Source organism: Pseudomonas sp. GW821-FHT02H09, assembly GCF_059421425.1.
The window spans coordinates 104024-124911 of sequence record NZ_JBWKVA010000002.1 but is presented as its reverse complement, the minus strand read 5'-3'; the positions used below and the strand labels follow the sequence as shown (position 1 = coordinate 124911).

At 59.3% G+C, this 20888-nt stretch carries 23 protein-coding genes; 12 read left to right on the top strand and 11 right to left on the bottom strand.

What is annotated here, in order from left to right; translation table 11 throughout:
• Positions 1 to 25: 25 nt before the first annotated feature.
• Positions 26 to 2035 carry a DNA helicase Rep gene (gene rep / locus AC07VR_RS03020; protein WP_494990878.1) on the bottom strand — a complete coding sequence of 670 codons (2010 nt, stop codon included), beginning with the start codon at positions 2033 to 2035 and terminating at the stop codon, positions 26 to 28.
• Positions 2036 to 2300: 265 nt separating this feature from the next.
• Here rep and AC07VR_RS03015 point away from each other — a divergent pair, with 265 nt between their 5' ends.
• Complete coding sequence (locus AC07VR_RS03015; protein ID WP_495010424.1) at positions 2301 to 3971, top strand: putative bifunctional diguanylate cyclase/phosphodiesterase; 1671 nt, start codon at positions 2301 to 2303, stop codon at positions 3969 to 3971.
• On the opposite strand, the gene AC07VR_RS03010 is transcribed toward AC07VR_RS03015, so the two are convergent.
• Entirely contained in the window at positions 3968 to 5380 is a 1413-nt protein-coding gene (locus AC07VR_RS03010) for a NorM family multidrug efflux MATE transporter (protein ID WP_495010423.1), read from the bottom strand. The two genes, AC07VR_RS03015 and AC07VR_RS03010, sit on opposite strands and share 4 nt — an antisense overlap.
• 152 nt (positions 5381 to 5532) lie before the next feature.
• Between AC07VR_RS03010 and AC07VR_RS03005 the strand changes: the two genes are divergently transcribed.
• Positions 5533 to 6453 carry a LysR substrate-binding domain-containing protein gene (locus tag AC07VR_RS03005; RefSeq protein WP_494990875.1) on the top strand — a complete coding sequence of 307 codons (921 nt, stop codon included), beginning with the start codon at positions 5533 to 5535 and terminating at the stop codon, positions 6451 to 6453.
• 198 nt (positions 6454 to 6651) lie between these two features.
• Positions 6652 to 7866, top strand: a complete 1215-nt coding sequence (locus AC07VR_RS03000; RefSeq protein WP_495010422.1) for an aldose 1-epimerase family protein — start codon at positions 6652 to 6654, stop codon at positions 7864 to 7866.
• Positions 7867 to 7953: 87 nt separating this feature from the next.
• Here the strand turns inward: AC07VR_RS03000 and AC07VR_RS02995 are convergent, their stop codons facing one another.
• Positions 7954 to 9447: a YifB family Mg chelatase-like AAA ATPase gene (locus tag AC07VR_RS02995; RefSeq protein WP_494990873.1), complete on the bottom strand. Its 1494-nt coding sequence runs from the start codon at positions 9445 to 9447 to the stop codon at positions 7954 to 7956.
• A gap of 133 nt (positions 9448 to 9580) precedes the next feature.
• Here AC07VR_RS02995 and AC07VR_RS02990 point away from each other — a divergent pair, with 133 nt between their 5' ends.
• Both AC07VR_RS02990 and AC07VR_RS02985 read left to right on the top strand, forming a co-directional pair.
• Positions 9581 to 9859, top strand: coding sequence for a type II toxin-antitoxin system RelE/ParE family toxin (locus AC07VR_RS02990; protein WP_494990872.1), 279 nt, complete (start codon positions 9581 to 9583; stop codon positions 9857 to 9859).
• A gap of 8 nt (positions 9860 to 9867) precedes the next feature.
• The gene (locus AC07VR_RS02985) at positions 9868 to 10173 is read left to right on the top strand and encodes a HigA family addiction module antitoxin (RefSeq protein ID WP_494990871.1); all 306 of its coding nucleotides are present in this window, start codon (positions 9868 to 9870) and stop codon (positions 10171 to 10173) included.
• A gap of 54 nt (positions 10174 to 10227) precedes the next feature.
• On the opposite strand, the gene AC07VR_RS02980 is transcribed toward AC07VR_RS02985, so the two are convergent.
• Both AC07VR_RS02980 and AC07VR_RS02975 read right to left on the bottom strand, forming a co-directional pair.
• The gene (locus AC07VR_RS02980; protein WP_495010421.1) at positions 10228 to 10755 is read right to left on the bottom strand and encodes a BRO-N domain-containing protein; all 528 of its coding nucleotides are present in this window, start codon (positions 10753 to 10755) and stop codon (positions 10228 to 10230) included.
• 399 nt (positions 10756 to 11154) lie between these two features.
• Positions 11155 to 11415 carry an accessory factor UbiK family protein gene (locus tag AC07VR_RS02975; RefSeq protein ID WP_494990869.1) on the bottom strand — a complete coding sequence of 87 codons (261 nt, stop codon included), beginning with the start codon at positions 11413 to 11415 and terminating at the stop codon, positions 11155 to 11157.
• Between the two features lie 419 nt (positions 11416 to 11834).
• Between AC07VR_RS02975 and glnK the strand changes: the two genes are divergently transcribed.
• From glnK to sutA, 4 genes are all read left to right on the top strand, one after another.
• A complete protein-coding gene (glnK, locus tag AC07VR_RS02970) occupies positions 11835 to 12173 on the top strand; it encodes a P-II family nitrogen regulator (RefSeq protein ID WP_002555808.1) in 339 nt (112 codons plus the stop codon).
• A 33-nt stretch (positions 12174 to 12206) separates the two neighbouring features.
• Positions 12207 to 13544 carry an ammonium transporter gene (locus tag AC07VR_RS02965; protein WP_494990868.1) on the top strand — a complete coding sequence of 446 codons (1338 nt, stop codon included), beginning with the start codon at positions 12207 to 12209 and terminating at the stop codon, positions 13542 to 13544.
• A gap of 226 nt (positions 13545 to 13770) precedes the next feature.
• The gene (locus AC07VR_RS02960) at positions 13771 to 14196 is read left to right on the top strand and encodes a secondary thiamine-phosphate synthase enzyme YjbQ (RefSeq protein WP_494990867.1); all 426 of its coding nucleotides are present in this window, start codon (positions 13771 to 13773) and stop codon (positions 14194 to 14196) included.
• Between the two features lie 102 nt (positions 14197 to 14298).
• Complete coding sequence (gene sutA, locus AC07VR_RS02955) at positions 14299 to 14622, top strand: dormancy-specific transcriptional regulator SutA (RefSeq protein WP_494990866.1); 324 nt, start codon at positions 14299 to 14301, stop codon at positions 14620 to 14622.
• 204 nt (positions 14623 to 14826) lie between these two features.
• Here the strand turns inward: sutA and AC07VR_RS02950 are convergent, their stop codons facing one another.
• Genes AC07VR_RS02950 through lptM form a run of 6 tightly spaced genes read right to left on the bottom strand, consistent with a single transcriptional unit; the run spans position 14827 to position 19434 of the window.
• The gene (locus AC07VR_RS02950) at positions 14827 to 15531 is read right to left on the bottom strand and encodes an HAD family hydrolase (RefSeq protein ID WP_495010420.1); all 705 of its coding nucleotides are present in this window, start codon (positions 15529 to 15531) and stop codon (positions 14827 to 14829) included.
• Positions 15531 to 16427: a tyrosine recombinase XerC gene (gene xerC / locus AC07VR_RS02945; RefSeq protein ID WP_494990864.1), complete on the bottom strand. Its 897-nt coding sequence runs from the start codon at positions 16425 to 16427 to the stop codon at positions 15531 to 15533. The genes AC07VR_RS02950 and xerC overlap by 1 nt, the downstream gene beginning before the upstream one ends.
• A 2-nt stretch (positions 16428 to 16429) precedes the next feature.
• Positions 16430 to 17155, bottom strand: coding sequence for a DUF484 family protein (locus AC07VR_RS02940; RefSeq protein WP_494990863.1), 726 nt, complete (start codon positions 17153 to 17155; stop codon positions 16430 to 16432).
• Positions 17156 to 17168: 13 nt separating this feature from the next.
• The gene (gene dapF / locus AC07VR_RS02935) at positions 17169 to 17999 is read right to left on the bottom strand and encodes a diaminopimelate epimerase (RefSeq protein ID WP_495010419.1); all 831 of its coding nucleotides are present in this window, start codon (positions 17997 to 17999) and stop codon (positions 17169 to 17171) included.
• Positions 18000 to 18003: 4 nt separating this feature from the next.
• Complete coding sequence (gene lysA, locus AC07VR_RS02930; protein WP_495010418.1) at positions 18004 to 19251, bottom strand: diaminopimelate decarboxylase; 1248 nt, start codon at positions 19249 to 19251, stop codon at positions 18004 to 18006.
• A gap of 9 nt (positions 19252 to 19260) precedes the next feature.
• Positions 19261 to 19434: an LPS translocon maturation chaperone LptM gene (gene lptM, locus AC07VR_RS02925; RefSeq protein ID WP_494990860.1), complete on the bottom strand. Its 174-nt coding sequence runs from the start codon at positions 19432 to 19434 to the stop codon at positions 19261 to 19263.
• A 225-nt stretch (positions 19435 to 19659) separates the two neighbouring features.
• Between lptM and cyaY the strand changes: the two genes are divergently transcribed.
• The 3 genes from cyaY to rnk all read left to right on the top strand — a co-directional run bounded on the left by cyaY (position 19660) and on the right by rnk (position 20882).
• Positions 19660 to 19992 (top strand): iron donor protein CyaY, encoded by a 333-nt coding sequence (gene cyaY, locus AC07VR_RS02920; RefSeq protein WP_145014178.1) that lies wholly within the window; start codon positions 19660 to 19662, stop codon positions 19990 to 19992.
• 4 nt (positions 19993 to 19996) lie between these two features.
• On the top strand, positions 19997 to 20221 hold the full coding sequence (locus tag AC07VR_RS02915) for a DUF1289 domain-containing protein (protein WP_494990859.1): 225 nt from the start codon (positions 19997 to 19999) through the stop codon (positions 20219 to 20221).
• Between the two features lie 250 nt (positions 20222 to 20471).
• Positions 20472 to 20882, top strand: a complete 411-nt coding sequence (rnk, locus tag AC07VR_RS02910) for a nucleoside diphosphate kinase regulator (protein WP_123426208.1) — start codon at positions 20472 to 20474, stop codon at positions 20880 to 20882.
• The last annotated feature ends 6 nt before the right edge of the window (positions 20883 to 20888 follow it).

Sequence of the window (20888 nt, the reverse complement as noted above, 5' to 3'; positions counted from 1 at the left end):
AGTGTTCGGTTAAAAAGTAGTCAATTTAGCGCTTTAACATTGCGCGTATATCCGCTAACGCGGTATTGCCACGAACGGCTTTGACTTCGGTAGGGATGTCGTCGGTGCCTTCCCAGGCCAAGTCGTCCGGCGGCAGTTCATCGAGGAAGCGGCTCGGCGCACAGTCGATGATCTCGCCGTATTGCTTACGCTTGGCAGCGAAGGTGAAGGCCAGAGTCTGACGAGCTCGGGTAATTCCGACGTAGGCCAGGCGGCGTTCTTCTTCGATGGTGTCGGCTTCGATGCTGGAGCGGTGAGGGAGAATTTCCTCTTCCATGCCCATGATGAACACGTAGGGGAATTCCAGGCCCTTGGAGGCGTGCAAGGTCATCATTTGCACACCTTCGGCGCCGTCTTCCTCTTCCTGCTGACGTTCGAGCATGTCGCGCAAGACCAGCTTGCCGATGGCGTCTTCGATGGTCATTTCGCCATCTTCGTCTTTTTCCAGGGTGTTCTTCAGCGCCTCGATCAGGAACCAGACGTTGCCCATGCGGTAGTCCGCGGCTTTGTCGCTGGAACTGTTGGTGCGCAGCCAGTTCTCGTAATCGATGTCCATGACCATGCTGCGCAGTGCGGAAATCGGGTCCTCTCCCGCACATTGCTCACGTACGCGATCCATGAAGCGCTTGAAGCGCGTCAGGCGATCGGTGAAGCGGCTGTCCAGGTGCTCGCCAAGGCCAATTTCTTCGGTAGCGGCGTACATTGAGATCTTGCGCCCAGTGGCGTAGTTGCCGAGCTTTTCCAGGGTGGTCGAACCGATTTCCCGGCGTGGGACGTTGATCACCCGCAGGAAGGCGTTGTCGTCGTCCGGGTTCACCAGCAGGCGGAAGTAAGCCATCAGGTCTTTGACTTCCTGACGTCCGAAAAAGCTGTTGCCGCCGGAGAGGCGATACGGAATCTGGTGATGCTGAAGCTTGAGCTCAATGAGCTTGGCCTGGTAATTACCGCGATAAAGAATGGCGAAGTCGCTGTAGGGCCGGTCGGTGCGCAGGTGCAGGGTGAGGAGTTCCACGGCCACGCGCTCTGCTTCGGCGTCTTCGTTGCGGCAGCGGATCACGCGGATTTCGTCGCCGTGCCCCATGTCGCTCCACAGTTGTTTTTCAAACGCGTGGGGATTGTTCGAAATCAGCACGTTGGCGCAGCGCAGGATACGGCTGGTGGAGCGGTAGTTCTGCTCGAGCATTACCACTTTCAAGGACGGATAGTCGTCCTTGAGCAACATCAGGTTTTCCGGGCGTGCGCCGCGCCAGGCGTAGATCGACTGGTCATCATCACCCACCACGGTGAACTGGTTACGCTTGCCGATCAGCAGCTTCACCAGCAAATACTGGCTGGCGTTGGTGTCCTGGTATTCGTCCACTAGCAGGTAGCGGACCTTGTTTTGCCATTTTTCCAGGATGTCGGCGTGCTCCTGGAACAGTTTTACCGGCAGCAGGATCAGGTCGTCAAAGTCCACCGCGTTGAATGCCTTGAGCGTGCGCTGATAGTGGGTGTAGACGATGGCGGCGGTCTGCTCCTTGGGGTTGCGGGCATTTTCCAGGGCTTCGGGCGGCAGAATCAGGTCGTTTTTCCACGAGCCGATCATGTTCTTGATCTCGTCGACGCCGTCGTCGCCCGAGTATTCCTTCTGCATGATGTCAGTCATCAGGGCTTTGACGTCGGTCTCGTCGAAAATCGAGAACCCTGGCTTATAGCCCAGACGTGCATGCTCTTTGCGGATGATGTTCAGACCCAGATTGTGGAACGTACACACCGTCAACCCGCGGCCTTCGCCGCCGCGCAGCAGGCTGCCGACTCGCTCCTTCATCTCCCGCGCGGCCTTGTTGGTAAAGGTCATGGCGACGATGTACTGCGCACGGATGCCGCAGCTCTGGATCAGATGGGCGATTTTGCGGGTGATCACGCTGGTCTTGCCGGAGCCTGCGCCGGCGAGCACCAAAAGAGGGCCGCCGACATAGTTCACGGCTTCTTGCTGCCGGGGATTGAGTCGGGACATGACGGAAAAGGAGGTCGCTTGCGAAATGGGCGGGCATTTTAACAGGCTGGAAAGATTCTGCCGCTCCTCTGCGACTTGTGACGTAGCACTCGATCTAAATTTGCCGGTTTTGTTACTTTCCCGCAGGATGCGCAATGAATTTGCGTCTAATGTTCGTGTTTGAGCGGTACAAGCCGGTTTTTGATAATCAATAGCATTGGTCAGTGTTTATCGGCACGTCATAATGCCCGCCGCCAACATCTTTTGCAGAGTCTAGGGAGCTAGCTTGTCTACGCCTGTCGAACCCTTGCGTTTGCTGCTTCTGGCCCAAGAGCCAGCGTGGGCAGCGTTGTTGCGCGAGTGTCTGGCTCCGATGGGGAGCTCGGCTGTGCTGATCAGTGCGCCGAGCTGGGAGTCGGTCAGTAGTTTGTTCGATGACGACCGCACTGCGGTGTTATTGACGACTCCAGCCCTGCAACCCGCTCCGGGTCGCTGCAGTTTGCCAACGGTATTGCTGTTGGAGCACGAACCGGTAGTCGCACCGGACGGTGTCAGCGACTGGTTGGTCCGCGATGCTCTGGATATTGCTACGTTGCGCCGTTGTCTGCGCCATGTTCGTGAGCGAGGTGTGCTGGAAAACACCTTGCAACGCCTGGCTGAACAGGACCCGCTGACCGGCATCGCCAATCGCCAGGGGTTTCAGACCTTGCTGGCAGCCCGTCTTGCCGAGAATGAAGGGCGTGGCCTTGCGCTGGGTCATCTGGACCTCGACAACTTTCGTCACGCCAATGATGCCCTCGGTCACCAGGCCGGTGACCGGCTGATCCTGCAGGTGGTCTCGCGGCTCAAAAGCCAGCTTGAAGCCGGCGATCAACTGGCGCGTCTGGGCAGTGATGAATTTGCCTTGTTGGTCGACACCCGCCGGGCGCCGCAGCGTGCCGAGTGGATGGCTGAACGCATTATCGAAGCCATGTCCGAGCCCTATTGGGTCGATGGTGAAAGCCTGCTGATCGGCTGCAGTCTGGGTATTGCCCATGCCCGCACACGGGCCGGTGCCGACCCGCTGATGTGGCACGCGCATATCGCCATGCAACAGGCCAAAAGCACCCAAGGCTGCACTTTTCATATTTTCAATGAGCGCATCAATCGTAACGCCCGCAGCCTCGCCGATCTCGAAAGCGAACTGCGTCGTGCCTTGCGTCGTGACGAACTGGAACTGCATTACCAGCCACGGCTGAACCTGGAAGACGGGCAGATTGTCGGTCTCGAGGCGTTGGTGCGCTGGCGGCATGGCGAGCGTGGCCTGTTGCCGCCCAGCGAATTCGTTCCGCTGGCCGAGCAAAGCGGTTTGATCGTGCCGCTCGGTTATTGGGTGATTTCCCGCGCCCTGCGGGATATGCAGGCTCTGCGCGAACGCGGCCTGCCGCCGTTGCACATGGCGGTCAACCTGTCGTTCCGGCAGTTCCAGGACAGTCAGCTGCTCTCGACGTTGAGTCGCCTGATTGCCGAGCGTGGCGTCGAGGCGCAATGGCTGGAGTTCGAACTGACGGAAACCGCAGTGATGCGCCGAAGTGACCTGGTCAAGCAGACCATGGATGCGCTGGGTCGTTTGGGTGTGCGTTTCTCACTGGATGACTTCGGCACCGGCTTCTCTTCGTTCGTTCACCTCAACAGCCTGCCGATTGCGCTGCTGAAGATCGACAAGAGCTTTGTCGGCGGCATGGAACTGCGCGAAGAGAACCGCAAGCTGGTCCACGCGATGATCAATCTGGCGCACAACCTCAACCTGGAAGTGGTGGCCGAAGGCGTCGAAACGCCGGAGCAGCTTGCGTTACTGAGCGGCTTCGGCTGCGATCAGGTTCAGGGTTACCTGATCAGCAAGCCGTTACCCTTGGTTGAATTGGTCGAGTACTTGACGTTCGGCGCCTGCCAGCAAACCGTGCAGGATTTCTGCTAAGCCGACAGGTCGCCGATGCCTTGCTCCAGAGCCCTCTGCGATGAGGGCTTGCCTTTGATCATCCGCTTCATCTTCCCTTCGAACGCCAGCGTCAGGCTCACTGCCGCGCAGGCCAGCCCCAACGCCAGACCCCACCAAACGCCGGTCGGCCCCCAACCGAGGGTAAAGGCCATTAACCACGCAGCGGGTGCGCCGATCAGCCAATAGCAGCCCAGGCCCACCACAAAGGTGGTCTTGGCGTCCTTGAGCCCGCGAATCGCGCCCATGGCGATGGTTTGCGTGCCGTCGAACAGCTCGAACCAGGCAGCCACCGCCAGCAAGCTCACAGCCAGGTTGATCACATCGCGAAAGGCCGGGTCGTTTTGATCGAGGAACAGCCCGACCAGCTGGTTCGGCACTAGCCAGAACACCATCGCGAAACCGAGCATCGCGGCCCCACCGAAGGCGATCCCGACCCGACCGGCCAAGCGGGCGTCCAGCAATTGCCCTGCGCCATAGTGCTGACCGATGCGCATGGTAATCGCATAGGAAATACCCGCTGGAACCATGAATGCCACCGAGACGATTTGCAGCGCGATCTGATGTGCGCCCAGTTGCGTGCTGCCCATGGTGCCCATGCACAGCGCGGCGAACGCAAAAAGGCCGACTTCCACCGCATAGGTGCCACCGATTGGCAGCCCCAGACGCCACAGCTCGCGCAGGTACTGGCGGTTTGGCCGCGACAGCCCCTGACGCAGCGGATAAGCGTCGTAGGCCGGATGCCGACGGATATGCCAGGCCAGCGCCAGAGCCATGCAATTGGCGACGATTGCCGTGACCAGGCCGATCCCGGTCAGACCGAGCTTCGGCAGGCCGAACATGCCGGTGATCAACGCATAGTTGAGCAGGAAGTTGGCCACGGTACCGCCCAGGCTGATGACCATCACCGGAGTCGCGCGGCCGATGGCGCTGGTAAAACCGCGCAAGGCCATGAAACTCAGGTAGCCGGGCAGGGCGAATGGCAGGATCAGCAGGAACTGGCCGGCGGCGTGGACGTTGGTTTCGGTCTGGCCGAACATCAGCAGAACGGGCTTGAGGTTCCACAGCAGCAGACCGGCCACCAGTGCCATCAGCCAGGCCAGCCAGAGCCCGGCCTGGGTCAGGCGGGTAGCGCCTTTGATGTCGCCTGCGCCCTGGCGAATGGCAACCAGGGTGCCAACCGCGGCAATCACACCGATGCAGAAGATCGACACGAACGTATAGCTGGCGGCGCCCAAACCGCCACCAGCGAGGGCTTCGGGGCTCAGTCTGGCCATCATCAAAGTGTCAGTGAGCACCATCAGCATGTGTGCCAACTGCGAGGCGATCAGCGGCCCGGCCAGCCGCAGGATGGCCCGGAGTTCGATACGTGCTGGATGCTGCATTATCATCAGTCTCGATTGTTCACAAGGGCAGGGAAGGGTTGATTCTCGGCGCTCTCGGGCGTGTGCACAAAGGGATAAAAACGATTGCTCGCATGATTAAAACTCATGCGTCGAGGTTTCTGGTAGGGTTTTGCCATTGCGCTATAGGAACGCTCCCAATGTCCCGTCGTCTTCCTCCTCTTTACGCTTTGCGCGCTTTTGAAGCGGCGTCGCGGCATAGCTCGTTTACTCGTGCGGCCGAAGAGCTGTCGATTACCCAGAGCGCTGTCAGCCGACACATTCGCACGCTGGAAGAGCATTTCGCCTGCCGTCTGTTTCAGCGCAGCGGTCGAAACTTGCAGCTGACCGAAGCTGCGCGTCTGCTGCTGCCAGGGATACGTGAAGGCTTCTCGGCACTGGAGCGTGCCTGCAATACCCTGCGCGCTGAAGATGACATCCTGCGAATGAAGGCGCCGTCGACCTTGACCATGCGTTGGCTGCTGGCGCGCCTCAGCCGTTTCCGGCATTTGCAACCGGGTAACGAGGTGCAACTGACCAGCGCCTGGATGGATGTCGACTCGGTGGACTTCAACCAGGAACCCTTCGATTGTGCGGTACTGCTCAGCAACGGGCACTTTCCCCCGGATTGGGAGGCCAGCTACCTGTTCCCCGAGCTGCTGATCCCGGTAGGCGCGCCGAGTCTATTGAGCGATCAACCCTGGGACGCCGCGCGCCTGGCTAGCGCCGAGTTGCTGCATCCGACGCCGGACCGTCGCGATTGGCGCAATTGGCTGGAGCGCATGGGTCTCTCCGAACAAGTGTCACTCAAGGGCGGCCAGGTCTTCGACACACTGGAGCTGGGCATGATCGCCGCTGCCCGTGGCTACGGTGTTTCCATGGGCGACCTGCTCATGGTGGCTGAGGATGTCGCGCAGGGGCGGTTGAGTCTGCCGTGGCCGACAGCCGTCGCCAGCGGTGAGAATTATTACCTGGTCTGGCCGAAAACCCGTCCAGGAGGTGAGCGTTTGCGCAGGCTCAGCGATTTTCTCCAGAGCGAAGTCCAGGCGATGGAGTTACCTGACGTCGAGCGCCTGAGCTGAAACGATGACGCCCTGATTTCCCCCTGGAGCGGGCTTGCTCGCGAAGACATCAGAACAAGCAACTCGAGTCCCACGAAATGACCGAGGTGACGGATCCGCTGCCAAAAGCTCAATTGGCGTTCAACTGTGCGTTTTTATACTTGCTGAATCGTTTCATCAGCGCTATAAAAATTGCACAACTCCAAGAAAGGCTTTCCCATGACCCCGCTCAAATTGATCGTTGCCCTCAGCGCACTGACTGCTGCATCTCAAGCCATGGCTTGGGATTATGTGTTGCTCGATACCGACAAAGCCGCGCAAAACTTTCAGATCACCAGCGAAAAGTTGGGAGTAAAAACCGCCAAGCCATTCTCCGTGACGATGCGCACGCTGCATGGTGGTCGTCAGGAGGGCGTCAGCATTGTCGACATCGATAATGGTGCAATGAAGCTGTCCGTGGTGCCGACTCGCGGAATGAACGTCCTGCAGGCCTCGGTGGGTAATGTGCGCATGGGCTGGGATTCTCCAGTGAAGGACGTGGTCAACCCGTCGTTTATCGAACTCAACGGCCGCGGCGGACTGGGCTGGCTGGAGGGTTTCAACGAACTGGTCACCCGTTGTGGCTACGAATGGGTCGGCCATCCGGGCATGGACAACGGTGAGCTGCTGACCCTGCATGGCCGCGCCGCCAATATCCCGGCGAACAAGGTCACCCTGCATATCGACGAAAAGCCGCCCTATGCCATCAGCCTGCGCGGTGAGCTGAAAGAGCAGGCCTTCAAGAAAGTCGACTTTTCGGTGGCGACCGAACTGGTCACCGACCCCGGCAGCGTGCGCTTTGCGCTCAACGACACGCTGACCAACAACGGCGACTATCCGAAAGAATATCAGGCGCTTTATCACAGCAACTTCAGCACGCCATTCCTGGAGCAAGGCGCCCGTTTCGCCGCGCCGGTGAAACAAGTCTCACCGTTCAACGACAAGGCCAAAGCGGATTTGTCTGACTGGCAAACCTATCGAGGTCCGACCAAGGATTACGACGAAACCGTCTACAACGTGGTGCCATACGCCGACGCCAAGGGCGACACGCTCACCGTTCTGCACAACAAAGCGGGCAGTCTGGGCGTGGCGGTCGGTTTCAACACCGAGCAATTGCCTGTGTTCTCCCTCTGGAAAAACACCGACACCCAAGGCCAGGGTTACGTTACCGGCCTGGAGCCGGGCACGAGTTTCTCCTACAACCGTCGCTATCAGCGGCCGCTGAACCTGGTGCCAACTATCGGTGCCAAGCAGCAGCGTCAGTTCCAGATCAATTACAGCTTGTTGGCGGATAAGCCGGCTGTGGATAAGGCACTGAAGCGAGTCAACGAGATTCAGAACGGGCGACAGACCGAAGTGCGGCAGACGCCGTTGGTGGATCTGAGCAAGGGGTGAGCGAGGCGAAACCTGAAAAATCGATTGTTCGTTGAGAAAAACGATTGGAAATGAGGGTTTTCTTAAAAAAATGATTACAAACGCGGCTTACTGACCCGTCGGTCGATACTGCAACGCCTCAGCCAGATGTTCCCGGCTGATCAAGTCGACCTGCTCAAGGTCCGCCAACGTGCGCGCTACCTTGAGCAGTCGATGGGCCGCCCGCAGCGACAACGTCAACCGCTCGCATGCCGTCTCAAGCCAATTCTCATCGACTGTGGATAACTGGCAATGCTGGCGCAGCCCCGGCAGGTCGAGGAAGGCATTGGCACAACCCTGACGCCGTTGCTGCCGTTCGCGGGCATTGGCGACCAGTAAAGCGGCACTGGCGGTGTCATCGCCGGATGGTTTCGCAGGGTTGAGCGCCGTGGCTTCGCGAGCGACGGTCAGGTGCAGGTCGATGCGATCCAGCAGAGGGCCGGAGAGCTTGTTGCGATAGCGCTGAATCTGTTCCGGCGTGCAGCGACAACGTCCGCTGGGCTCGCCGAGATAACCGCACGGGCAGGGATTCATGGCTGCCACCAATTGGAAGCGTGCCGGGAAACGTACCCGGTCTCGGGCTCGGGCAATGACGATTTCACCGGACTCCAGGGGCTCTCTTAAAACCTCCAGAACCTTGCGATCAAACTCCGGCAGTTCATCGAGAAACAGTACACCGTTGTGGGCGAGGGTGATTTCCCCCGGTTGCGGTTTTGAGCCACCACCCACCAGCGCCGGGCCGGATGCCGAATGATGGGGTTGGCGAAACGGCCGTTGTGGCCAGTGGCTCAGCGGCACATGGCTGGCGACTGACTGAATCGCTGCGACTTCCAGCGCTTCATGCTCGTCCAATGGTGGAAGCAAACCGGGCAAGCGACTGGCCAGCAGCGTTTTTCCGGTGCCTGGTGGGCCACTGAACAGCAGGTTATGAGCGCCCGCTGCGGCGATCAGCAGGGCTCGCTTGGCCGCGAGCTGACCCTGCACTTCATTCAAGTCGGGATAAGGCTTGTTCGCCAGTAGCAAACCGTTGGAAACAAAAGGTTCGACAGGTGTGTGGCCGTTGAAGTGCGCGACTATCTCCAGCAGATGATCGACCGCGATTACCTTCAACCCGGAAGCCAGGCAGGCCTCTTCGGCATTGGCGCGCGGCACCACCAGGGTGCGTCCGGCCTTGCGGGCGGCCAGTGCGGCCGGCAATACCCCGCGTACCGCCCGTACGGCACCGGACAACGCCAACTCCCCAAGACACTCGACATCGTCCAGCGTCAATGTCGGAACCTGCATGCTGGCCGCGAGAATCCCCAAGGCAATCGCCAGATCAAAGCGCCCGCCGTCCTTTGGCAGATCGGCGGGAGCGAGATTCAATGTGATGCGACGCGCCGGAAAATCGAGGCCTGAATTGAGAATCGCACTGCGCACCCGGTCTTTGCTTTCCTTGACGGCCGTTTCCGGCAGGCCCACCAGCGTCAGGGATGGCAAGCCGTTGGCCAGATGGACCTCAACGGTGACAGCGGGTGCGTCCACGCCGATCTGGGCGCGGCTGTGGACGATGGCCAGAGACATAAATCATTCCTTGATGGTGCGGAAGCCGCGTCCTGCGGTTTTGGAAGGATAGTTGAGGTGAACGAGCGAGCAGGTTGCATTTATGTATCTTGACTATACACTTCACGTTAACGAATAACGTTAAGCTTTAATCATGATCGTAAGCTTTAAATGTTCTGAGACCGAGTACTTGTTTCGCAACGGTAGGACCCGTCTGTGGTCAGCCATTCTCAGTGTCGCGGAACGGAAACTGGCGATGCTTGATGCTGCTGCCGTGTTGATGGACCTTCGGTCTCCTCCGGGCAATCGCCTGGAAGCGTTGGAGGGAAATCGCAAAGGGCAACACAGCATCCGCATCAACGCTCAATGGCGAATTTGCTTTATCTGGGGTCCTAGCGGACCTGAAAATGTCGAAATCGTCGATTATCACTGAGGTGAGAAATGACTAAGAACGGTATGCGCCCGGTTCACCCCGGCGAAATCCTTAAAGAGGAATACCTTGAGCCTCTGGGTCTTACGGCAGCGGCTTTGGCCAGGGCGCTGAATGTATCCACCCCAACGGTGAATGACATCGTGCTTCAGCGCCGCGGCGTGAGTGCCGATGTCGCGCTCAGGCTTGCCATTTGCCTGGACACCACCCCCGAGTTCTGGCTGAACCTGCAATCGACTTACGACCTGCGCAAAGCTGAAATCGAGCGTGGCGCTGCGATCCGGGATCAGGTTGAGCGTCTTCCACACTGCGCCTGACAGACCTGTTGATCGAACCCCATGCCAAAGCGTGGGGTTCGTTCTTTACAGGGCTTAAAACGATTGAAGCAACCGTGAAGCACGTTTCCACCAAGGTGCATTGCTCACACTCCGTGGCCGCTCACCCTCCGGCAGCATGTGTGGAACATCCTGCAACCGGATCCATGGCTGGTTATTCCAGTGCAACAGGCTCAGGGACATCTGCGGCCAATCCAGCAGGCTCAGAATCGGGCGTTCGCTTGAAGTCGCTTGCTGGGCATCCCTCAACGCAGGGACCACATCGTGAGTCAGCCACTCCCGCAAACCCCGGTACTCCGGGCAGTAGTGATAGACCAGTAACGCATAGACCCCGGACTCGCTGATCAGTAGCGTGTGCTCAACCTTGCCATGGCAAAGCAGCCGCAAGGTCTGGCGCTGATCGGAATCAAGTTTGCGCAACGCGCGCTCATCCAGAAAAAGCCGGAGCAAACGCCCAAGATCGCGGGCGCTGAACCATGCCTGGTTTTCCAGCAGGAGTGCGTGGAGGTGGAGTTTGTGGCGGGTGAAGACGTGGGGGACTAGATAAGCTTCATTTTTATTCATTGATACAGCTCCTTCTGCTTAAGGGGCTGCCAGCAATCGTCGCCAAACGATTGGGTGGCAGCTGTACGCGGGTTGGCGAACCGGAGCAAAAGGAACCCGGCAGACCCGAAAGTCTCCCACGCACAGCCGCCATGACATGAGTCGACGGACATGAAAAACGCCCGCTATCGTATGGTGGGCGTCGTGCGCCTTAAGCTTCCGGGTCGCCAAACCCAGTGCTGAATGTTCAGCTGGGGGTGAGCGTAGAGACCCGGGTCTAGCGGCGCAATCGGAAATCGGTGGTGGTTTTTGTAGGAATCAGCCTGGATGTAGGGCGGGCTTCAAGATTGCCGGAAGGTCGTTCCGACCTTATCGCGGGCAAGCCTCGCTCCTACAGGAGGAGCGGGGTGGACGATAACGTCATTCTGCAGGCGGACTCAGCTTCGCTTCAAGTTCGGCCACCTTCGCTTCCAGGCTTTCCAGTCGAGCGCGCGTGCGCGCCAGTACCACCATCTGGCTGTCGAACTCTTCTCTGCTCACCAGATCAAGCTTGCTGAAGCCGCTTTGCAGCAGGGCTTTGAACTGGCTTTCGATTTCGTTGCGTGGCAGCGGGGTGTCGCCGCTGAACAGGCGGGAAGCGTGGCCGCTCAGGGCGTCGAGGAGATCTTTGGGCGCGAGCATGGGAGGTGTCCTGAAAACTGATGGCCGCCAGTGTATCACGCAGTGTCTATAGTCAATGGCGCAGGCAGGGATGCACGCTTTTCGCGCATGTTGGCGGGCGATCGCGCACTGTTGTTGTGCGTATCTGTTGCGCTGGTTGTAAACAGACGCCTGCTGCAGCGGCCAAGGGATTGAAATCAATGGGTTTTCACGAGATGGCAAGCTTTCTGCTTAGTCGTTGGTAACCCATGCACTGATGCAGTCGCTGTGACGAATGCAGTGCGCCGGGCGGAACGGGGAAGTGTTTCGTCAGGAGCGGTTAGCTGGCGTCGGGATGGCTGAGTCAGGCCGACGATGCGTTACAAAGCCAGGCACTGCGCTTAGACTTGAGACGGGTTTGTTTTCCTGGGGCAAGTCCACCAATTCGGGAGAGAGTTTTCATGAAGCTAGTCACTGCCATCATCAAGCCGTTCAAACTGGACGATGTGCGCGAGTCGTTGTCCGAGATCGGCGTGCAGGGCATTACCGTTACTGAGGTCAAAGGCTTTGGTCGGCAGAAGGGTCACACCGAGCTGTATCGCGGCGCGGAGTACGTGGTCGATTTTCTGCCCAAGGTGAAGATTGATGTCGCCATTGACGACAAGGATCTTGATCGGGTTATCGAGGCGATAACCAAGGCGGCCAACACCGGCAAGATTGGTGACGGCAAGATCTTTGTGGTCAATCTGGAACAGGCTATTCGCATCCGTACCGGCGAAACCGACACCGACGCAATCTAAGCCACCAAACCCAACGCCCCAGGAGAAAACAATATGACTCTGCGTAATTTCGCAGGGCTAGGAGCCCTGTTGTCCCTCGTAATGCCCAGCCTGGCCATGGCGGCAGATCCGGTGGCGGCTCCAGTCCTCAACTCCGGCGATACCGCCTGGATGTTGACCTCCACTGCACTCGTGCTGTTCATGACTATTCCCGGCCTCGCGCTGTTCTACGGCGGCATGGTTCGCTCCAAAAACATTCTTTCGGTGATGATGCAGTGCTTTGCCATTACCGGTCTGGTCACCATCCTGTGGTTCCTGTATGGCTACAGCATGGCGTTTGACACGACTGGCATGGAAGTAAACGTCGTCAACTTCAACTCGTTTGTCGGCAGCTTCGCCAAGGCCTTCCTGGCCGGCATCACGCCCGCCAGTATTACCGGTCCTACGGCGCTGTTTCCTGAGGCGGTTTTCGTTACTTATCAGATGACCTTCGCGATCATCACCCCGGCGCTGATTGTCGGTGCCTTTGCCGAGCGGATGAAGTTCTCCGCGATGCTGATCTTCATGGGTTTGTGGTTCACCCTGATTTACGCACCGATTGCGCACATGGTCTGGAGTGGTCCGGGTTCGCTGCTGGGTGACTGGGGCGTGCTCGACTTTGCTGGCGGCACCGTGGTGCATATCAACGCCGGTGTCGCCGGGCTGGTGGCCTGTCTGGTGCTGGGCAAGCGTAAAGGCTTCCCGACCACGCCGATGGCGCCGCACAACCTTGGTTACACCCTGATGGGCGCCGCCATGCTGTGGGTCGGCTGGTTCGGCTTTAACGCCGGTTCCGCCGCTGCGGCCAACGGCACTGCCGGCATGGCGATGCTGGTGACTCAAATCGCTACCGCTGCTGCGGCCCTGGGCTGGATGTTCGCCGAGTGGCTGACCCACGGCAAACCTAGCGCACTGGGTATCGCTTCGGGTGTGGTTGCCGGTCTGGTGGCGATTACCCCGGCGGCCGGTACGGTCGGCCCGATGGGTTCGCTGATTATCGGTCTGGCGGCGGGTGTGGTGTGCTTCTTCTGCGCGACCACCCTGAAACGCAAACTGGGTTATGACGACTCCCTGGACGCCTTCGGCGTGCACGGTATCGGCGGTATCCTTGGCGCGATCCTCACCGGTGCGTTCGCGGCTCCGTCGCTGGGCGGTTTCGGCACCGTGACTGATATAGCGGCGCAGGTCTGGATTCAGTGCAAAGGTGTTGGCTTCACGGTGATCTACACCGCGATCGCGACCTTCATCATTCTCAAGGTGCTGGACGCCGTCATGGGGCTGCGTATCACCGAAGAGGAAGAGTCGGTCGGCCTCGATCTGGCGCAACACAATGAGCGCGCCTACAACGTGTAAGTTCTCGAGAAAGAAACGCGAGAAAAAAATGCCCGACCCCGTCGGGCATTTTTTTGTCTGGCTTTTGTCGATAAGGGAACAGCTGAAAGGTTTTTTCCTTCGCTCCCAGGCGTGTTCATCGAAGCTGTTTTTTTTGGGCCAATGACTTACAGCATTGAAGGAATATTAGACCCTTTGTTTTTTCCCTGAGCGCGCTAGAATGCGCGCCGAATGTGCGGAGAACTGTATGTGGCAACAGACTCTGATTACCCTGCGGGCAAGGCCTCGGGGCTTTCATCTGGTAACGGACGAGTTACTCGCCGGCCTGCCTGAATTGAAGGCATGTCGGGTCGGTCTGGTGCATTTGTGGCTGCAGCATACCTCGGCGTCGTTGACCATCAACGAGAACGCCGACCCGGCGGTACGTCGCGACTTCGAACGTTTTTTCAATCGGCTGATCCCACAAGGCATGGCCGGCTATGAACATGAGGACGAAGGCGCGGATGATCTCCCGGCGCACTTCAAGGCCAGCTTGCTTGGCTGTCAGTTGAGTTTGCCGGTGACGGCAGGTCGACTGGCGTTAGGTAGCTGGCAAGGTGTTTATCTGGGCGAGCATCGTGATCATGGTGGTGCTCGTAAAGTCCTTGTCACCTTGCACGGCGATGGGGCATAAACCGCTGGTTACCAGCGGATATTGATTTTTTTCCGGCAGCCGTCGACAGTCGGCGTAGCTGGGCTATAACTAATCTGCTTTTCGCAAGTCATGAGGTAGAACATGAGCGACGATGATCTGGAAAACGACGACCTCGAAGTAGGTGACGAAGACGAGACCGAAGAAGGTCTCGAAACGGCGGCCGAAGACGTTGCTGACGACGACAGCAGCGATGTGCCTGTTCCGACCGCTAAAGGCAAGGCCAAGGCTGCTATTTCAGTCGATGAGCTGCCGAGTGTCGAAGCCAAGAACAAAGAGCGTGATGCTCTGGCGCGCGCTATGGAGGAGTTTCTCTCCAAAGGCGGCAAAGTGCAGGAAGTCGAGGCCAACGTGGTGGCCGATCCACCAAAAAAGCCTGACAACAAGTACGGCAGCCGTCCTATCTAAGCGCGCCGGTTACTTGCTTGCTGAAAAAGCCCGCCGTCGCTGCGGGCTTTTTCATGGGCGTAAGGAAATGGTCTTGGGCTTGGCGCGATACCCTGTGGGAGCGAGCTTGCTCGCGATGAGGGCGTAACATTCGGAATTGATATCGGCTGACACTCCGCTATCGCGAGCAAGTTCGCTCCCACAGGGGGTATGTGATATTCAGGTTCAGTGTTGGGCGCTCCACCGTGCCAGCAACGCAGGCAGTTCAGTCAAACTGCGAATCTCGGCATCCGGCGCCTTCTCGGCTTCCCACACTTTACCCGCCGGGTTGAACCAGATCGCCCGCAGTCCGGCTTGCTGCGCGCCGGCAATGTCATCCCCGGGATGATCGCCGATATGCACGGCGGTTTGCGCTGTCGCCTCACCACGTTGCAAGGCTTCGTGAAACAGGCGCGAATCCGGTTTGGCAATGCCGATGTCTTCGGCACAAAGGGCAAACTTGAAGTAGTCAGCAAGGCCCAGGCGGCGGACATCAGCATTGCCGTTGGTGACGACCCCAAGCGTGTAGTGCCTGGCGAGGACTTCAAGGGTCGGTTGCACCTCAGGAAATATCTCGAGCTGATGCCGCGCGTGCAGAAACACTTCAAAGCCCTGATCGGCCAGTTCCGACGCTTGCTGATGGGCGTAACCGGCTTCCTCCAGTGCGTGGAACAACACTCTGCGCCGCAAGGCGCTGATCCGGTGCTTGAGGCCAGGTTCGTTGCTCAGGACACGCTCACGGATCGCCCAGAGGTGTTCGACAGCTACACCGCCGAGGTCTGGCGCGTGCTCGGCCAGCCACTGGCGCAGTACCGCTTCCGCGCCGACGATGACCGGGGCGGTGTCCCACAGGGTGTCGTCGAGGTCGAAAGTGATCAGTTTGATCGTCATTACTCACCGCCTTTGTTGCGTTTGGCCCGAGGATGGGCGCTGTCGTAGACCGACGCCAAATGCTGGAAATCCAGATGAGTGTAAATCTGCGTGGTCTTGATGTCCGAGTGACCGAGCAACTCCTGCACGGCGCGCAGGTCTTGCGAGGACTCCAGCAGGTGGCTGGCGAAGGAGTGCCGAAGCATGTGCGGATGCAGGTTCTGCCCCAGTTCGCGCTCGCCAGCGGCTTTAACGCGCAGCTGGATGGCTCGCGGTCCCAGGCGCCGGCCCTGTTGGCTGACGAATACTGCGTCGTCTGCCGGGTTGGTCAGGGCGCGCAGTGGCAACCACAGCTGCAATGCCTCCCGAGCCTTCTTGCCGACGGGTAGAACCCGGGTTTTGCTGCCTTTACCAAGGACTTGAACCAGGCCATCCGCTAAATCAAGCTGATCTAGATTGAGCCCGGTCAGCTCGGAGAGGCGCAGGCCGGAGGAGTAGAACAGCTCCAGAATCGCCTGATCACGATGAGCCAGGAAGTCGTCCTCGACAGCGCCGTCGAGCAGTTGCAGCGCGCGGTCGGTATCCAGGGTTTTGGGTAGCCGACGTTCGCCTTTGGGCGGTGCCAGACCATTGGCTGGATCGTGGTCGCAGAGGCCTTCGCGGTTCAAGTAGTGGTAGAGCCCGCGAACCGCCGAAAGCAGGCGCGCCAGGCTGCGGGAGGACTGGCCCTGCTGATGCAGGCGGGCGATCAGGCTACGCAGGCGTTGAATATCCAGCGTGGCCCAGCTTGAAATCTGCTGTTTCTCGCAGTACGCCAGCACTTTGTTCAGGTCGCGGCGGTAGGCTTCCAGCGTATGGGGTGACACTTGGCGCTCACTGCGCAGGTGAGCGCAGTAGGCGTCCAGTTGTCGTTCCATGGTTAGCGTACCGAGCGTAGAGAGTTGTGGATGCGCGGAAGTACGCGGCCCATGACTTCGGCGATGTAGCTCAGGAACAGCGTGCCCACCGAGCTTTTGTAATGCTGCGGATCGCGGCTGGCAATGGCCAGGACGCCGTACAGGCCTTGGTGGCTGAGGGCGACGACGGCCGTGGAGCCAATTTGCTTGCGCTGTTCTTCGCCGAACAGGAAGTCCAGTTCGTGCTCACGCAGACTGCCGCTGACGGTTTTGCCGTTCGACAACAAGCCGCCGATGGTCTGCTGCGCTTCGGCACTGGTGACCCAGCGGCCGACGGGCAGGGCGCTGTCGCTGAATAGAATCAGACTGACAAAAGGCACCTGAAAGTCCTGTCGCAGGCTGTCTTCAACGCTGATCACCACGTCTTCCAGGCTGCTGGCGTCCATGAGCGCGAGCGTCAGTCGGCGGGTCTTGTCAAACAGCCGGTCATTGTCGCGAGCGACGTCCATCAGTTGTGAGAGGCGATGACGCATCTCGATATTGCGTTCGCGCAACATCTTCAACTGGCGCTCGACCAGTGAAATGGTATCGCCGCGCTGATGGGGGATGCGTAATGCCAGGAGCAGTTCTTCGTGCTCGGCGAAGAAATCCGGATGAGCCTCCAGGTACGCGGCAATGGCCGCCGCCTCAAGGCTTTCAGAAGGTGATTCGTCGGGCTGTTGGGCTGGAACCTGAGGCTGATCGGTCATGGATTTCGCTCACTCATAGACGCACCTGTCCTTCGTATACGCGCACTGCCGGTCCGGTCATCATCACCGGTTGGCCGGGGCCGGCCCACTCAATGGACAGACGCCCACCCGGCAGGTCAATCAACAGTGGTGAATCCATCCACCCCTGGCTGATCGCGGCCACTGCTGCTGCACAGGCACCGGTCCCGCAGGCCTGGGTTTCCCCTGTGCCGCGCTCCCAGACGCGCAACTGCGCACGCTGGCGGTCAATGACCTGAAGAAAACCGACGTTGGTCCGTGCCGGGAAGCGCGGGTGGTTTTCGATTTTCGGCCCCAGTTCATGCACCGGCGCGTTGTTGATATCGTCCACGCGCAGCACGGCGTGCGGGTTGCCCATGGACACCGCGGCGAGCTCGACGGTCTTGCCGTCGACTTCGACCGGATAGTTCAAGGCCTGAGCTTGGGCTTCAAATGGAATATCGGCCGGAACCAGGCGCGGCGGGCCCATGTTGACACTGATCTGGCCGTCGCTGCGGATATCCAGTTCGATGATGCCGCTTTTGGTCTCGACGCGGATCTGTCGTTTTGCGGTCAGGCGTTTGTCCAGCACGAAGCGCGCGAAGCAGCGCGCACCGTTGCCGCATTGTTCCACTTCGGAACCGTCGGCGTTGAAGATCCGATAGCGGAAGTCCACGTCCGGGTTGCTCGGCGCTTCGACGATCAGCAGTTGATCGAAGCCGACACCGGTGTTCCGATCGCCCCATTGCTTGGCGTGCTTGGGCAGAATATGCGCGTGCTGGCTGACCAGGTCGAGGACCATGAAGTCATTGCCCAGGCCGTGCATTTTGGTAAAACGCAGCAGCATGGTTTTACTCCGGCAGCAGGCTTTCGCCAGCAAACAACTCGGCTACCGTCTCGCGGCGACGCACTTCAAAAGCCTGATCGCCATCAACCAGCACTTCGGCGCAACGGCCACGAGTGTTGTAGTTGGAGCTCATGACAAAACCGTAAGCACCGGCCGAATGCACGGCAAGCAAGTCACCTTCTTCCAGCGCCAGCTGACGATCCTTGGCGAGGAAGTCGCCGGTTTCGCAGATCGGCCCGACGATATCGTAGGCGCGCGCCGGGGTTGCACGCGGGCGCACGGCCGTGACGTCCATCCAGGCCTGATACAGCGCCGGACGGATCAGGTCGTTCATGGCCGCGTCGACGATGGCGAAGTCTTTGTGTTCGGTGTGCTTGAGGTACTCGACCTGGGTCAACAACACCCCGGCGTTGGCGACGATGAAGCGGCCCGGTTCGAACACCAGCGCCAGGTCGCGGCCGTCGATGCGTTCGCGCACGGCTTTGATGTAGTCGGCAGCCAATGGCGGCTCTTCATCGCGATAACGCACACCCAAACCGCCACCGAGGTCGATGTGGCGCAGGTAGATTCCGCAATCGCTCAGGCGATCGATCAGCGCCAGCAGGCGGTCGAGGGCATCGATGAAGGGCGGGAGGGTGGTCAGTTGCGAGCCGATGTGGCAATCGACGCCGACCACTTCCAGGTTAGGCAGTTGGGCGGCACGGACGTACACGTCTTCGGCGTCGGCAATGGCGATGCCGAACTTGTTTTCTTTAAGACCGGTAGAAATGTAGGGGTGTGTGCCGGCATCGACGTCCGGGTTGACCCGCAGCGAGATCGGCGCGCGAACACCGAGTTCGGCAGCGACGACTTGCAGGCGCTCGAGTTCGTCGGTCGACTCGACGTTGAAGCAGTGCACGCCGACTTCCAGGGCGCGGCGCATGTCATCACGGGTCTTGCCGACGCCGGAGAAGACGATCTTGTCAGCCTGGCCACCAGCGGCCAGAACGCGTTCCAGTTCGCCACGGGAGACGATATCGAAACCGGCGCCCAAACGCGCCAGGACATTCAGTACGCCCAGGTTGGAGTTGGCCTTGACCGCAAAGCAGACCAGGTGCGGCGTGCCGGCCAGGGCATCGGCGTACGCCAGGTACTGGGCTTCGATGTGCGCGCGGGAGTAGACGTAGGTGGGTGTGCCAAAGCGTTCGGCGATGGCAGACAGGGCAACATCTTCCGCGAACAGCTCGCCGTCACGGTAGTTAAAAGCGTCCATGATGTTCCCTTAGTAGGTGCTGGTACCGGTGCTGTGCTGGTGCGCTTTTGACTGCGACGACTTTGCCTGGTCTTCAGGAGATTTGCTGTCATCGGGAAGATACAGCGGACCTTTTTGACCACAGGCAGCCACAAGGCAGGCAACCGCGACGAGCGCAGCAAGGGAAGAGATCAGGCGCTTCATGGCGAAATCCTTGAAAATGCGTTAATTGCGCCGGAGTATACCGGCCACCCGGCAGCTTGCCTATGCGACGGACCACCCGTCCGGCGGGCCTTTGCCTGTGGCAGGTGGTCAAGCAGTGCGAGGCGCGTGGATACCGGTGCTTGGTCAGTATCCTTTGCAATCGCTGGGGCTCGGCCGTATCTTGCGGCGCTTGAGCGTGAGTAGACACTTTTTGAGGTTCCTGCGATGAGTTTGACTGAAGCCCGTTTCCACGATCTGGTCGATGCCACCCAGCAGACGCTGGAGGATATTTTCGACGAGAGTGGCCTGGATGTTGATCTGGAAAGCTCGGCCGGTGTACTCACCGTCAAGTTCGAAGGCGGTAGCCAGTTGATCTTCAGTCGTCAGGAACCGCTGCGTCAGCTGTGGCTGGCGGCAGTGTCCGGCGGCTTCCATTTCGACTACGACGAAGAAAGCGAGCGCTGGATGTGTGACAAGAGCGAAGAGCAGCTCGGTGAGATGCTTGAGCGCATCGTCAAGCAGCAGGCCGACGTCGAACTCGATTTCGAAGGGCTGTGATCTTGTGAGCGAGGCAGCTCCCACCCGTGCGCCCAAACCGCTGTACAGCAATGTCAGCGCGGCTGTGCCGTCGCCATGCACCAGCGTCTGTCGACTGGACGAGCAGAAAGTCTGCCTGGGCTGTTTCCGCCACGTCGAAGATATCCGCGAATGGCGCTCGGCCGATGACGAGCGGCGACGGGTGATTTGCGCCCAGGCCCAGCTACGCAAGACCGCAAGCCACCCGTAGGAGCTGCCGCAGGCTGCGATCTTTTGATCTTGCCTGTTCAGACATCTGCTCCAGTCGCGTCGCGCCGAAAAGATCGCAGCCTGCGGCAGCTCCTACAGGGATCGTGCGGGCTGTCCGGCATTGGCTTGTATATTTTTTGAGCTGTGATAGTGTCCAGATACGCCTCAACTCATCGAGGCCCGTGAAAACCCCGCCTATTTCTGGCGGGGTTTTGCTTTTGTCGTGCAGAAAAAAGGAGCCTGCCTCAATCATGACCGCACCTTCCATCATCCTTACCCGCCTGGACGTGCAACGTCTGGAGCGTTTGATCGACAGCCTGGATGACTCGCTGCCAGGTGTTATCGCGCTGCAAACCGAACTGGATCGCGCCGATACGCTGGTCGGTCACGATGAAGTGCCAGCCGATGTCGTGACCATGAACTCGCGTGTGCATTGCCGTGAAGAAAGCAGCGGCAAGGACTATCACCTGACCCTGGTTTATCCACAGGACGCCAATGCCGACGAAGGCAGGATTTCCATTCTTGCGCCGGTAGGCAGCGCATTGCTCGGTTTGAAGGTTGGCCAGCACATCGATTGGCCGGCACCAGGCGGCAAGACTCTGAAGCTCACACTGCTTGAGGTTGAGTCGCAGCCAAAGAATGGCGGTGACTGCTCATTCTGACAACAC